Annotated in this window: 12 protein-coding genes and 3 pseudogenes; 7 read left to right on the top strand and 8 right to left on the bottom strand. The window is 49.3% G+C overall.

The features are described from left to right. A pseudogene (locus tag NDI54_RS10120) lies at positions 1-95 on the top strand (IS5/IS1182 family transposase); the annotation flags it as partial. A gap of 149 nt (positions 96-244) precedes the next feature. On the opposite strand, the gene NDI54_RS10115 reads toward NDI54_RS10120, so the two are convergent. Both NDI54_RS10115 and NDI54_RS10110 read right to left on the bottom strand, forming a co-directional pair. Next, positions 245-1,732 (bottom strand): oligosaccharide flippase family protein, encoded by a 1,488-nt coding sequence (locus NDI54_RS10115; protein WP_310896322.1) that lies wholly within the window; start codon positions 1,730-1,732, stop codon positions 245-247. Continuing rightward, entirely contained in the window at positions 1,729-3,018 is a 1,290-nt protein-coding gene (locus NDI54_RS10110) for a CapA family protein (RefSeq protein ID WP_310896321.1), read from the bottom strand. Before NDI54_RS10110 ends, NDI54_RS10115 begins: the two co-directional genes overlap by 4 nt. A gap of 454 nt (positions 3,019-3,472) precedes the next feature. On the opposite strand from NDI54_RS10110, the gene NDI54_RS10105 reads away from it, so the two are divergent. Then, positions 3,473-3,676, top strand: a complete 204-nt coding sequence (locus NDI54_RS10105; protein ID WP_310896320.1) for a hypothetical protein — start codon at positions 3,473-3,475, stop codon at positions 3,674-3,676. Then, the gene (locus NDI54_RS10100; protein WP_310896319.1) at positions 3,673-5,325 is read left to right on the top strand and encodes an alkaline phosphatase family protein; all 1,653 of its coding nucleotides are present in this window, start codon (positions 3,673-3,675) and stop codon (positions 5,323-5,325) included. Before NDI54_RS10105 ends, NDI54_RS10100 begins: the two co-directional genes overlap by 4 nt. Here NDI54_RS10100 and NDI54_RS10095 read toward each other — a convergent pair. Further along, entirely contained in the window at positions 5,319-6,362 is a 1,044-nt protein-coding gene (locus tag NDI54_RS10095; protein ID WP_310896318.1) for a glycosyltransferase family 4 protein, read from the bottom strand. The genes NDI54_RS10100 and NDI54_RS10095 overlap by 7 nt on opposite strands. Continuing rightward, positions 6,363-7,469: a glycosyltransferase family 4 protein gene (locus tag NDI54_RS10090; RefSeq protein WP_310896317.1), complete on the bottom strand. Its 1,107-nt coding sequence runs from the start codon at positions 7,467-7,469 to the stop codon at positions 6,363-6,365. It lies immediately after the preceding gene. 113 nt (positions 7,470-7,582) lie between these two features. On the opposite strand from NDI54_RS10090, the pseudogene NDI54_RS10085 reads away from it, so the two are divergent. Beyond that, positions 7,583-7,870, top strand: a pseudogene (locus NDI54_RS10085) (glycosyltransferase); the annotation flags it as partial. Positions 7,871-8,402: 532 nt separating this feature from the next. Here NDI54_RS10085 and NDI54_RS10080 read toward each other — a convergent pair. Both NDI54_RS10080 and NDI54_RS10075 read right to left on the bottom strand, forming a co-directional pair. Further along, positions 8,403-9,037, bottom strand: a pseudogene (locus NDI54_RS10080) (IS6 family transposase). A 759-nt stretch (positions 9,038-9,796) separates the two neighbouring features. Next, positions 9,797-11,101 carry a transposase gene (locus NDI54_RS10075; protein ID WP_310896315.1) on the bottom strand — a complete coding sequence of 435 codons (1,305 nt, stop codon included), beginning with the start codon at positions 11,099-11,101 and terminating at the stop codon, positions 9,797-9,799. 44 nt (positions 11,102-11,145) lie between these two features. Between NDI54_RS10075 and tnpA the strand changes: the two genes are divergently transcribed. From tnpA to NDI54_RS10060, 3 genes are all read left to right on the top strand, one after another. Further along, entirely contained in the window at positions 11,146-11,544 is a 399-nt protein-coding gene (gene tnpA, locus NDI54_RS10070) for an IS200/IS605 family transposase (RefSeq protein WP_310896314.1), read from the top strand. A gap of 216 nt (positions 11,545-11,760) precedes the next feature. Then, positions 11,761-12,045: an AbrB/MazE/SpoVT family DNA-binding domain-containing protein gene (locus NDI54_RS10065; RefSeq protein WP_310896313.1), complete on the top strand. Its 285-nt coding sequence runs from the start codon at positions 11,761-11,763 to the stop codon at positions 12,043-12,045. Positions 12,046-12,257: 212 nt separating this feature from the next. After that, on the top strand, positions 12,258-12,695 hold the full coding sequence (locus NDI54_RS10060) for a hypothetical protein (protein WP_310896312.1): 438 nt from the start codon (positions 12,258-12,260) through the stop codon (positions 12,693-12,695). Here the strand turns inward: NDI54_RS10060 and NDI54_RS10055 are convergent. Together NDI54_RS10055 and NDI54_RS10050 are read right to left on the bottom strand one after the other, a co-directional pair. Further along, complete coding sequence (locus NDI54_RS10055) at positions 12,692-13,231, bottom strand: winged helix-turn-helix domain-containing protein (protein WP_310896311.1); 540 nt, start codon at positions 13,229-13,231, stop codon at positions 12,692-12,694. The two genes, NDI54_RS10060 and NDI54_RS10055, sit on opposite strands and share 4 nt — an antisense overlap. A 182-nt stretch (positions 13,232-13,413) precedes the next feature. Further along, the gene (locus NDI54_RS10050; protein WP_310896310.1) at positions 13,414-15,105 is read right to left on the bottom strand and encodes an SWIM zinc finger family protein; all 1,692 of its coding nucleotides are present in this window, start codon (positions 15,103-15,105) and stop codon (positions 13,414-13,416) included. Positions 15,106-15,131: the final 26 nt, after the last annotated feature.

Genomic DNA, 15,131 nt, shown 5'->3' with positions numbered 1-15,131 from the left:
GTGCCGTGCGTGCGCGAAGCTGGTGGCTCGAATTCCGTGAAATCATCCTCAAAGCCACCGTCTACAACCTTCGTCGGAGCGTCCGATATCCGTGAAATCCAGCGCAGTGTATCGAAACTACAGAGCCGAAGAATTTGCAATTTCGGGAGGGACTTCATCTCGTCGAATTACACGGCAAACATGTAAATATCTGAGGATTTCAACAAAGCCTCTAGTTACTATTATAATGGACTGTAGATCTACTCTATACAAAGTCTTGACCGAGGTGGTCTTGCACTTTATCCAAGACCTCTCGAATGTCGTCTCGGGGGAAGGCACCGAACACTATTGAGAGAATCAGGAAGATCAAACCGCCTACCGGGGGAACAACCAGTAGAGATATCAATCCATCAAGCTGGCCGCCGAGCCACAAGATTACTGGTCCGGCAACCATTGATACGGCAAGAATCCGAATTGCGTTGTTCCAATTTACAGGACGATAATTGAGATACCATGCACAGACAACCATCGAGACTGGAAGTGCCGCATAGCCTGCTGTTGAGGCGGCTGCCGCTCCATTTACTCCATATTGAGGAATCAAAACTGCATTCAGGATCAGATTAAGCCCTGCTGTGAACCCTGTAGCAGCGATAAGTGGACGAAGTTTTTCACTTGCCTTCGTGATTCCAAACAGAGGACGCCCAATCGCCAACGCTGCTGTCCCAGGTAACAGAATTAACAGGGGTGTAACAGCCTCAGAGTATTCCCTTCCATAATACAATGGGACAACTGTGTCTGCTAAAGCTGCAAGGCCGAGAGCGAGAAGTATTGTGAGAAGGGAGACATACTGAGTTGCTCGTGTTGCAACGGCACTAATCTCCGATAGTTCATCATACTCCCAGTAATCAGACACTCGTTGGATGAGCGCCCACTGGACTGACTGAGGGACAAGCCAGAGAAATTCAACGAGAACCAGTGCTGCCTTGTAAATACCGATCTGAGACTCGGAAACAAATCCTTGTAGCATAAGGACATCGACGTGATACAGGGAGGAAAAGAAGAGAACGACAACTGTACTCTGTAGATTGTATGTGAGGAGATCTCGAGATGGGAAATCATTGGGGGTTCGTCGAGCAACGGACGAAAGGTTAACGTGATTTCGTAGAAACCAGAGCCCGACAGTAAATATTAGTATACAAGACACGATATGGCCGATAAGAACGCCCCCAACTCCATATCCGAAGTAAGCAAGAGCAACTGCAACAACCGCAAACGTACCTCGCTTAATAACAGTAAGTGGCTCAGAAAACTTCTCTAATTGAAGTCCCATGAGTACGCGCCGGACGTAAGTACTATACTGTAACGCGACAGCGTAGACGGCTAACAGATAGAAGTAGTTGGTAAAGTCTGGACCGAAGAAGTGTGCAGCAAGGCCGAAGTAAGCAAAAGCAGCGAAGGCAGCTCCCGCAAGTAATGCAAAAGCGCCTGCAACTCGGAAGAGAAACCCCCAGACTTGATCTACCCATTCAGGGCCACGAGACCGAGAAAAGTACGCCTGAGATGCGCTTGAAATGCCAGAACTCATCAATATCTGTGTAAGGCCAAAAACAGCGAGGATAGATGCGTATGCGCCATACCCATCGGAACCCAAAAGTCGAGCAATGATCGGCGTAGAGAGTATTCCGATTAACATCACAACGACTTTTCCACCGAAGATAGAAACGACCGCGGACAATACCGATTTCCGGGTCATTCTTTGATTCGCCGAATCGCGGTTTTTATTCGGCGATTCATCCTTTCGATGAAAGATTCCTTAGGTGTTTTTGACACGAACTCAAGTAGATATTCTACGTCTTCATTCACTTGGGGAGTTCGCCTATCAGAAATTACTCCGGAGCGGAGTTCGAGCGCGGTTCGAATCGCTTCTGAATGGGATTCGTTCTGTAGATAATTGATGATAGATAGATCTTTTTCAGATCGATCCAGATCTCTAGAAAAGTCTTGAGTTAAACGGTCTAAGGCCCAGATCGGCTCTGAAGTCAATGTTCCAATTATTGAACTCGACCAATCAGACAATCTCCGACTGTATTCTTCTTCAAATAAATGTGTCGCAATTGCTTGCCAGATTGCCCGATCACCACTTAACTCACCACTCCGGATCAGATACTGCTTGTGGGACGATCGATCTCGAGACTTCATCTTCTGAATGATTCCATCCTGTTGCTCTGTGAGGGTGACCTCAGCATGATGGAGTTCGTGATTCTGGATACATATTTCAACAAAGAATGACCACTGAGTTCCAGGATGTGGTTGATACGTCAGCCAGTTCCCCAGGCTATAGAATATTACCGAGTCGTCTCGAGTCTCCCAGCCCTGTGCCACATGGGGATGGTGTCCAATAACAGCGTCAACTCCAGCATCAACGAACGCCCGTAATTGATGAACCCAATTTAGTGGGGGTGTCGGAATGTGTTCCAATCCGCCATGCGCATTAACAATTACAATATCGCTGCGATCAGACTCAGCTTCGATCACTTGGATGGTCTTTGGATGATGAGACCAAGCTGCCCCCGCTCTATCATTATCTGCCATCCCGAACTCTCGCTGGGCGACCGAGAATATCGCTATCGAAGTACCTCCGACGACAGTTCGAATTGGTTCAACAGCTTCAGCTGGTGTTGAGCCAATCCCTGCTGTATCTAATCCCTCACTTTTACAGCTATTTTTGGTTAATTCTGCATCTTCAAACCCATAGTCCAACATATGATTATTCGCAAGTGAGGTCGCATCAAAACCAACTGATGAGATTAGATCGAGCGTAGATCGGTCAGTTTTAATTACAGGACCCCATTTGGGTTTTGGCTCCCCGTTGGCTATTGGTGCCTCAAGATTTGTCATCGCAAAATCCGCATCAATTATAGCTGTGTTGACTGGATCAGAAAGTGGATCCGAACGCCAAAAATTGGAGGTTAGCATCGTATCTCCCGTAAAGAGTAGCCGTTGGTAATTCTCGCTGCAACTCTGACCGATCTTAATCATAACAGAGTCACATTACCGGCAGTATATAACACATGTTGTTGGCGTATACTGTTTCTTTCTTCGCACATATCAGGGCGTAATTTACTTATTGATTGAGGTGGGATGTAGTTTTGTCGACATTAATTTTGTTCGGTATAAAGAGTTTGCAGCGCCGATCAGTAATATGTTTGTGTATTGTCTCGTCTGAACAACCAAATCAGCTCTAGGATGTCTACTCTGTCCATCTGGTGGTATTTCCAGAATAACTTAAAAATCGATATAAATCTCACCTATACTTTCCAACTGATCATAGTGTTAAGTTTACTCTGATTGGAAACAGCTACATAGTGGACCTAACTGAAAAACCACAGAGAGTAGTATTCTTACAATTAAGCCCAGAGTATATCCTTATACCCTCAACAGGTTAACAGAACACACCGTTGTGCTTTTGTATAATCGATGAACAGTAGCTATTATGGAAATTAGTGAGGAACGACTAGAAAAGTTCCGTGAGCTATCATCCTCTTTGTCGGGATTTGAGGACGAGGAAGAGCTGATCGAATATATTCTTGATGCTGCAGTTGAAGAGATAGAGAATCAATCGGGATCGGTACACCAGAAGAACATTGATGAAAATACTGTTGAGAATCGCCTAGAGGACCTCGGGTATCTAGGATGAGTCAACGTACTGTTTATCTGATAGGACTCGACGGGATTCCACCCCGTTTACTCGATGAGGCAATTGAAAAAGGCCATACACCAACCTTAGAAGAATTAGGAAAGACGGGAGTAAAGGGAACAACTAAAACGGTGATCCCGCCTCTCTCGATGGCAGCGTGGAGCAGCTTTGCTACTGGACGAGACCTGGGAGGACATGGAATTTTCAACTTTATGCTAAAACAGAAAGGTAGTTATAATACTCAGTTTGCCAATGGCTCCCTCCTCCATGAGTATTCTATCCCGTATTGGGACTATTTGGATGCAAATGGTCTGAAAACGGGTGTGATGAATCTTATGCCAGGCTATCCACCTTCAGAATCTGCTGGTTTTCACATCGGAGACCTCGTTACGTCGCCTCCAGATGGGAACTATATGTATCCCCCTGACCTAAATTCAGAAATCGAGGAAAACGTGAATGAGTATCTTCTCTATCCGTACTCTTCTTATACTCCCGATAAAAGTGAACGAGCTCTTGAGCAGTATATTGAAGATCTATTTGATATGGAGAAAAACCGATCTTCTATTGGAAAGTATCTTATCCAGAACAAGGATTGTGATGTGTTTAATTTCGTTTTCTCTGGGAGCGATTCAATCCAGCATTGTCTTGCGCACATTCAAGATTCTGACCATCCCCGACATGAACCCGAACTGATGAATGCGTACGCTGAGAAGCCGCTTGAACTTCTAGAGATCTACGATGAGTTCCTCAACTGGCTACAAGGCTATGCTGATCCTGAAGACGTTATTATTGTCCTCAGCGATCATGGCCACAGTTCTGTGTACTCGCAACTCAACTTGAATTCATGGCTCTACAATGAAGGATATCTAAATCTAGAATCAAACTCGTTAACGCAATTAAAAGCATTCGGATATAACCACTTGTTCGATGTTTTTGAATCAGTTCTCCACAAACTTGGGTTATTCTCAAAAGTCAAGAGTACTGTTGCACAGTCTGGTTCTTCAGATCCTGAGGAAACCGGTAACAGAAATCTCAAGGATCTATTGACAATTTCATCGATGGATTACGACTGGGATGAGACAGCAGCATTTACTATAGCTAGTGGTGGACAGATCTACCTGAACACATCTGAGGAACATCCTGCTGGGTGGATTACTAAAGAAAATTATGATGAAATAAGAGAATCTCTAAAAGATGATCTTCTTGATCTTGAACATCCCGAAACAGGAGAAAAGGTGATTGATTCTGTTTATTACGGTGAGGAGATATACAGTGATACACACGCTGAAACACGACCCGATTTGGCAGTTCTTCCCAAGGATAACTACCAAATTCAGTATCCTCAGACGATGAAAACCCAAGAGGTGTTCAGTACACCTCCAAAACCAGGGAGTCATACCTCTGAAACAGATAGAACCGGTATTTTTCTAGCTACTGGTGGAGGTGCAGGAGGTTCAAGCGTAGAAGTGGACATAACAGATTACGCGCCCACTCTTATGGCTCTCCTTGGATTGCCTGTGCCGGACTCTATGACAGGGCAAGTTAGAACTGACGTGTTTGATATCGATCCGACAAGAAAGAACTATGATGGACGAGTGGTAGCAAAAAGAGCAGTACGAAATACCATCCAAGGAATCATGGATCAATAAATATCTACTATCCTTTCGTATAGTTCAATATATTCTTCAATCATGTTCTGATTAGAATAATTATCAAGAATCCATTGTCGACATACTAAATTCGTTTCCGAACGGTCTTTAGACACCCAATTTAAGGCTTCAGATGCAAACTTACGCGTGTCATATGCAGGTACAACCGATCCTGTATGCCCAGTGTTGATTAACTCGTTGTGTGAGCAGATGTCGAATGCGATGACGGGGGTACCGTATGCCTGCGCCTCTAGCACGGTAAGGGGACATGCTTCAGCACGGGACGGAAAGAGTAGAGCATCTGCCTTCTCGTAATAGGGGCTAAGAGATTCTACACTTCCATGGAACTCTACGTCATTCGCCGCTTCCAATTGTTTTGATAGCGAATCGTCAGCTGGGTAGCCGATAATATCCAGTTCAATATTAGTTCCTCGTTCTTGGATCTTATCCCAGATCTCTGGAAGATATTTTCCTTTTCGAGGTCCAACTCTACCAACGAATAACAGATTCTTTGTTCCATCTTCAGTTACGGTTTCGTCTAGGTCTGGAACTTTCACCCCATTGTAGATCTGATCAGGCTTGATTCGCCGTTTTTCAAGCTGGCGCCTTGAGTAGTCAGAAACGGCAACAGGCTGGGTTGCCGCTCTAAGCAAGATATCATGAGGAATTTCTAAAGCAAATCCTTCTAGGAAGTGTTTCTTACTGAGAAACCAAGAACGTGGCCAGTTACTATGACTTGTAACTACATGTGGTATAGAAAACGGCTCGAAGTAGTATCCGAGATTATCATGAGAATGGAGGATTTCTGGTGCGAATTCAGTCAGGTGGTCCCTAATTATTTTGTATCCTTTGATTGGCCGTCGTGGTTTCTGCACTACCTCAATGTCAGAAGTAAACCAGTCTGTCTTCGTGTTTCCCTCATTGGTGATGATACTGACTTTATGTCCTTCATCAACTAATCCCTCTGCGATACGAACACATACCTGACAAGTTCCATTCCAGGGTACTAGCCACTTGGTAGAGAATGTTACCTTCATCTAGATGTTATTATATATTTTGTAGTATTTATTCGCTGCTTTTTTCCAAGAGAATTCTTCCCTACGTTCATATCCTCTCTTTTTTAACTCTTGATTCAGTTCCTCATTGTCGATGAGATCCACGATTGCTTCAGCACATTCTTGTGTATTTTTTGCTTCAATTTCTATTCCGGCGTCGCTTACGATCTCTGGCGCCGCACCTCCGTCAGAATGAATAATTGGAGTTCCTGCTTCCATCGCTTCCAAGAATACTAGACCAAACGATTCTGCGTAAGAAGGGAAAGCGAATACATCTGCAACTTCATATAGTGTATGAAGGGTGACATCATCTATATCTTTAATAAGGACAATCTGATCATCAAATACTGATTCAGTTTCCAGATACTCGTGAATTGATTCCGCGTCGTAGCCTCCAGAACCCGTTGCTAATACAAGTTTGATCTCTTCTGAGAACATTTTGTTAGCTTTCTCAAATCCTTTGATTGTAGTCCAACCATCTTTAAAACCATGTAATTTTCCAGTAAATAAAATTATATTTTCATCGGATGATAAACCAATACTGTCGAGATTCTTCGGAGATGTTTGTTCAAAAAGATTGGAACTTCCTCCGTGGTAAATAACATCAGCATTGACATATTTTGGTAGCCGACCAGCGTTATACTCTGAAACAGAAACAACGTGCCCTGTTCGGCAGACTAGAGGCAGAAAGATAGATTGTTCTACCAAATATTCGAATTTATGTTTGATAGAGCTAGACATTTCTGTCGGGGTACCTCCATAATGATGTGTGAATACGAATGGAATATCTCTAGCTAATTTATTAACAATTGCAGGAGATCCATAGCTTGCGTAGTTAATATGAATCACATCATGGTCCCCGAAACGAAATGAGTCACGAATCAAACTGGGGACTAGTCCTTTCTTCTCAGCGATTTTAATATTGGAAGGCATATCTGTCCACCATTGATGAGACGTAGGATCATCAACGGATATCGGCGTTGGATAAACAGTAATCTCCTCACAAAGAGGTCCTAGTTCCTTTAATAACTCTGTTGTGAATCTCCCAACACCACCATAATCAATAGTACTCTGAAAACCAAGATTCATACCGGTTAATACTGGTGTATCATATTACAAATTCCGATTTGATAGTGATAATAGATTAGTGATTACAGATAATAGATATGTTTTCACGAACTACGGGCTATCGACCTCTTTGGTCGTCGAGCACTCGTGAGAGATTCAGAATCACGTTCCTCGAGGCGATGGCTGCGGACTGTACCGTCATCGCGGCCGATCATCCTGAGTCGGCCGCCGACGAGGTGATCGCCGACGCCGGCTTCCTCGTTAAGCCCACGGTCGACGCGCTCACGGCACAGCTCGACGCCGCACTGGGTAGCGCCCGACCGCCGGCGTCGCCCGCCGACCACGCCCAGAAGTACGACTGGGACGCGATCGCCGAGCAAGCAGAAACAGCCTATCAACGCGCCATTGATGGGACCTGGTAGAAATACTCCAAAATAATGATAGAGGTGCAATTTCTTTTAAATATGCAAAATGGTTCTCGAGCTGTCGTTCTGGAGAGTTAGGTGTAGATCTACTGAATTTTGCGACACTACTATATACTAGTGTCAAGTGCCGCAAAGATGACGTTAGAGTAGCTTTACAGAAGTACTATCAGATTTTGTGAATAAAATCCCCAGATTTATCACTCTCACGCTAGTTTGTGTATCCAGCGAATCACCAGACGGGATCGGGCGTATCATGCTAGGTCACGATACCAACAGGGAAAACGGGGGTTGTTTTATAAGCAACCCGCCGCCGTATGGCGTACGCGAACCTGCATGCAGGGTGACGATCCCTGCAGGGTATCACTGAGTTCTACGAAAAATCCCATACAATGGCGATGCCTTTCGTTATTGATGGCTTCTCTATTAACCGCTGTGACGCCATTACGTATGAAGGGCAGACGAGGAACGGTCGAAATAGTGACAAAAAATAATGGCATCAAAAATCCGGAGAGGGCATTCATGGTAGTGTTTAGTTAGTAGCATTGAGCCATCGGCGAAGCTCTGCAGCCAGTTTCCGGCGGTTTCCGGTTGGACGTGATTGAAGCAGTTTGAAAACGACGAGGTTCGACGCTTCAGTTCTCGAAAAATCCGTTCGATAGCGTTCTGATTTCCGTGGCGACGTATCTGAAATCGGAGTCCAGCTCGTTGCAGTACAGTTTGGAGGTGTTGAGCGCCATCGACGAGAAAGACGGCAGTTTCGACATCGTGTTATTGCCGAAGTTCGCGCAGGAAAATTTCCGTGACGGTGGTCGTAGTCGTCGCAAATAGCCGGACGTGAAGCAGTTCATTCGACTGCGGATCGGCGGCGGCGTACAGCCAGAATTGCTGATCGTTGATCCGAATCACTGTTTCGTCCAGCGCAATCTGATTCGGAGATTTACCCGAGTCAGGCTGTAGATCGGCTTTCTGTACCCAATCATGGATAGCTTTCCGACTGCGTTGGACACCCAGTACTTCGAGTAATTCGACGGTATTCGATAGCGAAAGCCCCGCAACGTGGGATTGAATACCCAGCGCCATCGCTGGCTCGGGTGTCCGCTCGCGCTCCACAAAATCCAAATCAATACAGTCTCTACATCCACTGAGGCGTGTGATTTCTGCCATGGACAGCTGAAATCATTCTCGCCTCACTTTTCACGCTTAACTAAACACGGTCGCATTCATCTGGGTGATTTATTTCAGCACCGAATTTGACCTGCGAAATCGAGACATTCTGGAAGGCAATTAACTGGGTTCTTTTTCTGTCTCCGGCACCAAATTTGCTCTACGCGGCTAAAAATGAGGGTCTCAGGCATCGGATCGGAGCCGAATATGCGCTCAGACGCGGTTGGATGGAATTGCCCGCTCGAGGCAATCATCTGGCATAGGACATAGAAGAAGTGACTTCCGCTGACAATATGTTTTTGTCCGCCATGAGTCAGTCCGACTAATTTACAGTGCCAGAATAAAGCACTGCGGTTCAGCAACGGGTTCACGATCACTACCTCGCCAGAGACACTCCATCCAAGTTCTGTCGATACGCCAGTCTTTACTGGAGGGCATAGTGGACTTGACGATGTGTCCTACTTGTGTCGGTATTCAAAGATATCCTCGCTTGATCGTACGAGTGTATCCTAGGACTCTCAGCAGTTGGAGTCGTCGTCGATCTGGCAGTCGGCCGTTTCCGAGCACGTTTCGGATAGGAGTGTGTCATCTATCTCATCTCTGAGGGAATACAAAACACGATATATGATTCATGCGATGATTTATTATTAGTGTGGTTAGATAGGTTACTCGCAAGATGAGTAACTCCGAAGACAACAATGATCACCTCCATGAAGTAAACAGCCTCGGGCGCGGTGGCTCGAGGCTTTTGTAGTTCCCTCAGCCGTGCGCTAGCACTCCCTGCTCGGCAAGCGAGTGGGATGAGGTTGGGCGGCTTACATGCCCCGACCCGGACAGACGCACCAACCGTACTTGTGGTTGGGTTTTGTGAGTCCGGTAATTCGATTCGTTACCGTCGAGTTTCGCCTTCTCGCGCCACGCGATGTTCACCGATGCGTTCCGGTCAGCGTGGTCTTGCACCACGTCACACTCGTCGTTCGTACACCGGAACCGCCGCCCTTGTCGATACCCACGTTCACCACAGCACGAACACGTCTTCGAGTTGTAGTAGGCATCCACCGTGTCCGTGGGAATCTCTCGCCACGTCGCCTTGTACGAGACGAATTTCTCGAACGTGTGGAACGGCAGTTTGTGCAATCGGCGGTTCACGTACGACCCGTACTGCATTTCGTCGCGGATACCGCTCATATCCTCGAACACGATGACCGGATTCGTGAACTGCTCTGCGAACTCCACGACAGCACGGGAAAGACGGTGCAACACCCACTCGGTGAATCGTTGCTCCTGGTCACCGAGTTTCCGATGAATGCTCGTCTTGCCGTGTTCCTGACAGCGAGTGGTGATTGTGTGGTAGCGTTGGCGTTCCTGCTTGACTCGTCCGTAGTCGAGAACGAGTGTCCCTTTCGTCCGCATCGTCTCACGGTCGAGGGCGGTGAGAGCGACGTTACGCTCATTGATGTCTACGCCGACCACAGTATCAGCGGTATCAGGTTCGGGAACGTCGAACTCGCGTGTGACCGTGACGTGTAGGTAGTACACGCCATCGCGGTACAGCAGTTCGGCCTGCCCTACATCCATCTCGTCCGACGTGATAGCATCTCGGAGTTCATCCATCGCGTCCGGTTTACCACGCAAGTGGCCTGTTACCTTCTTGTAGGGTTTTGGGCTGATACGGAACTGGACGCGGTTCGTGTCGTCGTCCACGGTGAGGCGGTAGCCTTCCGCGTGCGCCATCACGAGCGGGTACGCACCAGAGTTGTCCGTGCTTGGCGGCGTCGGCTTGCCGGCATCAGGATCATCTTGATCGCGCCACCACTCAAGGAGTGACTGGTAGGAGTCCCACGTTTGGAGGGCTTTGCCGACGACCGCGCACTTGTTGTTCCGCAAGAAGTCGTCTCGGTCAACCTTTTGCTGTATCTCGGTGCGATTGTACCCTCTCTGTTTGAGGTGGATGGTGTCGTTGAATATCTCGCGTGAGGCGAAGCGGGCGTCGTGAAGCCACGACTGTTCACCAGACGCTATGTGAAGACGCGTCTGAATCGTCTTTGTGGCTTCCTCACCCATACTTTGACAATCGTTTCAGACTATCATAAATATGGGGATTAGGGATGGAGGAGTACCGTAGTCACGCACATTCGGTTAGTTCCTGTAAGTATTACTTCGTCTGGTGTCCCAAGTACCGCCACCCGGTTCTCGATGTCGTGGAGGCCGATGTGCGAGAGTTGTTTGCGGAGACTGCCGATCACTTCGGGTACGAGATTCTGGCGTTGGAGATTGCGAACGACCACGTACACCTGTTTGTGCAAACAGACCCGAAGCACAGTCCAGCGGATATTGCTCGGCAGTTCAAGTCGTACTCCGGCAAGCACCTGCTGGAACGGTATCCCGAGATTCGGGAGACGTATTTCTGGGGCGGCGGATCCTGGAAGGTCGGATACTACGTGGGAACGACAGGAGTGGTGTCGGAGGAAGTGGTTGAACGGTATATCGAGGAGACAGAACACTGAGTCGGGTGTCGGGCTTCACCCCCGACCCCGGTGGGTCGGGGAACTCGCCCTTGCAGGTTGTTTAGACCAGTCAGTTCAGCCGATCCTTTGTCACCACGATGAATAACGGGGTTAAAGGAACGCAGCGACTGCAGCCGTATCTGATTCCATCAGATTGGAGGATGCAATCAGTGTTCTGGATAAACCAGTTATAGCTTTCCCACGATAAGTGAGAATATGGCGAAGGTGGACTCAAAAGGGCGAATTGTTCTCCCGCAGGACGTGCGAGAGCGTCTCGGTATTTCGCCCGGTACAGAGGTCGAAATTCACGCAGAAGACGGGAAAGCAGTTGTTGAACCTGAGGAGAACCCCGAGCAGATTATCGGACGCTTGGAGAACCTCGTCAAGAAAACGGCTTCGGAGCGTGGGAAAACATCGCCGCTTGAGGGCGGAACCGACCCCATCGTCAAGAAGCACAGAGACGCTGTTCAGAGAGGGGCTGAGAAAAACAGCGATGTGTAAACAACTCTACCTTACTTCGCTCGGGGTCTAAGGACCCACTCGCTTGTTGAGGGTAGTGCTTTCGCGTGGACTCTCGTTCTATTCGCTCTCGGTGGTCGCTCGTTGAGGAAGGGGAATCCGCGCTACCGCCAGGCGATTCACTCAATTACAGAAGCAGATGTATCGAACCCCACAGGACATTCCTGTTCCCACTCAACCGCAAACACTGCTTCTTGGAGCGACTCGAGTCTACGCTCGACGACATCAATCGGGTGAGAGTCGATAAACTGTGCTGGTTGATGATCGACAGCCGTAGCGCCGTCGTTCACTTGCAGATGGACTGGTCCAAGGCCGTTGTGGGTGTCATCCTGGTGCCACCCGACAAGAAGACTGCGTTCGGGTTCGATCCAATTGAGCCAGTAATACACTTAGGGATCATTCGTGCGGAGCTGAAATCCGATTTCGATTCGAGCAGTCGTGACTGGATACTTAACATCACCAAGGAACTGGTGCAGGTCAATGTCAGCAACGACTCGGTACGGACCTGGTTCTCGTGGTTCGGCACGCCGTCGACGGACAGTCTCGAATTCAGTGCTGAGCCGATTTTGGATCCGTTTGTGGAGCCGTTTGCTCTGCAAGTTTGCTCGGTTAGCGAAAAACACGACCATTAACTGAAAGACAGGTCCGAGTCTGTCTGTGGCGAAGAGAGGTCCCTGACATCACTATACAGGTGAAGTGCGTGCTTCACCAGGCCGAGTTCCGTATTGATCGCTTCCCACGTGGCGATCACGTTGCGGCGCTCACGGAGTTCCGCCGCCGATAGCTCGTCCACGGCGAGTTGTTCGCGGAACTCTTCAAGCGAACTGACACCGTACTCTCCAGCCAGGTCTTCCTGTTCTTCTTTCAGTTCCGTGAGCTGAATCTCCAGTTCCTCACGTGAATACTCCGTAATCAGGTCAGTCACTTCGTCGAAGAGCAACCGTACAGGATTCAAATCGTAGGCCTTTGTTCCGTCACTAGTCGTCTCAGTGACCCAGTCATCACTCTGCAGGCGCTGGAGTTCATCATTAGCTGTTGCACGCGAAACGTCTGCTCTGTCCGCAATTTCCTGTACTGGCGTTGGTCCGTCCAGTAGTTCCACAACATGTCGGACACGCTCGCGCCCGCTCATGGTATCCGTCCACGATTCCGAACTCGTTTCAGCCATTGAATCTGTTCTTCGGGTGCTCTCCTCAAATAATTTGGCTTCACTCAAATATATATCGAGTGGCTGGAATGGTCGATGTCCCCGCGCGAAACCGACGAACCGACCGGGAGCCAGATCATCCAGTTCGAAGTCGACTCTGCAACCGAACTCGATCTGTGAGGAGGTGACCGATCGAGTCGGTCTCAGTGTTCGAGCGCCTTTATTTCGTCAAGGAAGGCAGGTCGGTTCGAGTGTTTTTCTTTCAGATGCGCAACGAACGCCTCGAACTCGTCGTCGAAGCCCAGTTCCCGCATCTCTTCGAGGTACTCCACGACCGTCTGATAATGATCACGTCCCGTCGTGTCCGCGAGAAACGGTTCGAGACGTTCCTCGTAGACCTCGTAGTAGGTCTCCGGGTCGTAATCCGCGACATCATCACGGTATTCGTTCTGAATCGCGAGGCCATTGTCACCGACTGCACGCTGGAATGCATCGTCAGGTTCCTCGCGAGCCGCCTCGATGACCGTCTCGAACGCGTCGGCCATGCGTTCCTCACGCAGATAGAGGTCGATCAGCCGACGCACGTTCGAGTCCTCGAACCGCGCTTCGATGTCCGCGACAACGCTCTCCCACTTGTTGTCCGAGCAGTGTGACCGCAATTGCTTGTAGTACTCCCAGTCCCCCGACTGGAGAAACTGCTCCCGGAGAAGTTCCTTGTGCCGCTTAGGATCGCGGTCGGCGTACGCGTCGATCAGAAAGCGTCGAAGCTCTCTAACATTCGAGAACGCGTTCAGCCCCTCCTCTGCGACCTCGATTGACTGGTCACCCTCACCCTCAGTTGCGAGCAGCCGTGCGTACCGCACACAGAACTCCCGGATGTCGAGATAATATTCCTCGTACACCTCCCGGAGTGTCTCGGTGTCGCCGAGTGAGTCGAGCACCTCGGCGTACGTTTTGATGCGTCGTTCGGCCTCGTAGCGGCGCGTATCGAACGACCCGATTCCGTCGTCGGGCTCACTCGTCTCGGGTATCTCGGCAGGGAGGTCGTCTTCGAGGCGGTCGCGCCAGTACTGTAGATCCGCGTCGGCGGTGCAAAATTCCCAGAGCGCGTCCTCGTACTGGCCCGAGAACGTGCTTAGGGCAGAATCGTCGCTTCCCCATCGTTCGAAGAGGTAGTCGATGTACTCGCGTTTCTCCTCGTGGTCGAGGTCGGCCTCGCGGATGCACTCGACGAACGCATCGAGTTCCGTCTCGAAGTCCTCGCCGTAGTAGTCCTGCACCATCTCCATATTCTCGATTCGCACCTCGGTCATCGCGCGGTAGATTGTGGCCGCCTCCAGCGGATTGCCCTGCTCACGGTGGGTTTCCGCAAGGTCGTGAAACTCCGAGAAGTCGGGGCCCTCGTACCGGTAGGTGTAGGGACCGCGGTACTGCTGGCTCATCTCTTTCTTGTAATCGTAGAGGCTCTGCGTGTCCTGCGCCTCGAAGCGTGTCAGCAGTCGCCGGCGTAGCTCGGCATCGCGCTCGCATTCGTCGAGCAAGAACTCGCGGAGTTCCTCGGGGTGTGCGTCCGAGAGGACGCGTTCGACGGCCTCGCGCTCGTCTTCAAGGGCGATGTCGCCCTCGGCGAGTTCCAGCAGCACCGCGATAATGTGCTTGCAGTACCCTCCCCAGTCGTATGGACACGTGCAGGAGGCGTCGACGTTTTCGGGCTCGTCACCACTGCGCTCGATCTCGACCGAGTAGGGTTCGGGTTGTGAGCCCTGCACAGCGGCGCTCATGGTCTCATCAAAGCGGTCGATGCGCTCGATGCGGTCCTCGTCGTGGTAGTTGCGGGCGCGATCGAACACCTCGCTCGTGCAGAGAGCACGGATCTGTTCGGTGGAGAGATTCATCCTCGATGGTGCCGGTGGTATCGTTT

Origin of the sequence: Haloarcula terrestris (assembly GCF_031624315.1) — an archaeon.
Classification (GTDB): domain Archaea; phylum Halobacteriota; class Halobacteria; order Halobacteriales; family Haloarculaceae; genus Haloarcula; species Haloarcula terrestris.
The sequence above is the reverse complement of the archived record's forward strand: the minus strand, read 5'-3'. Positions and strand labels throughout refer to the sequence as shown.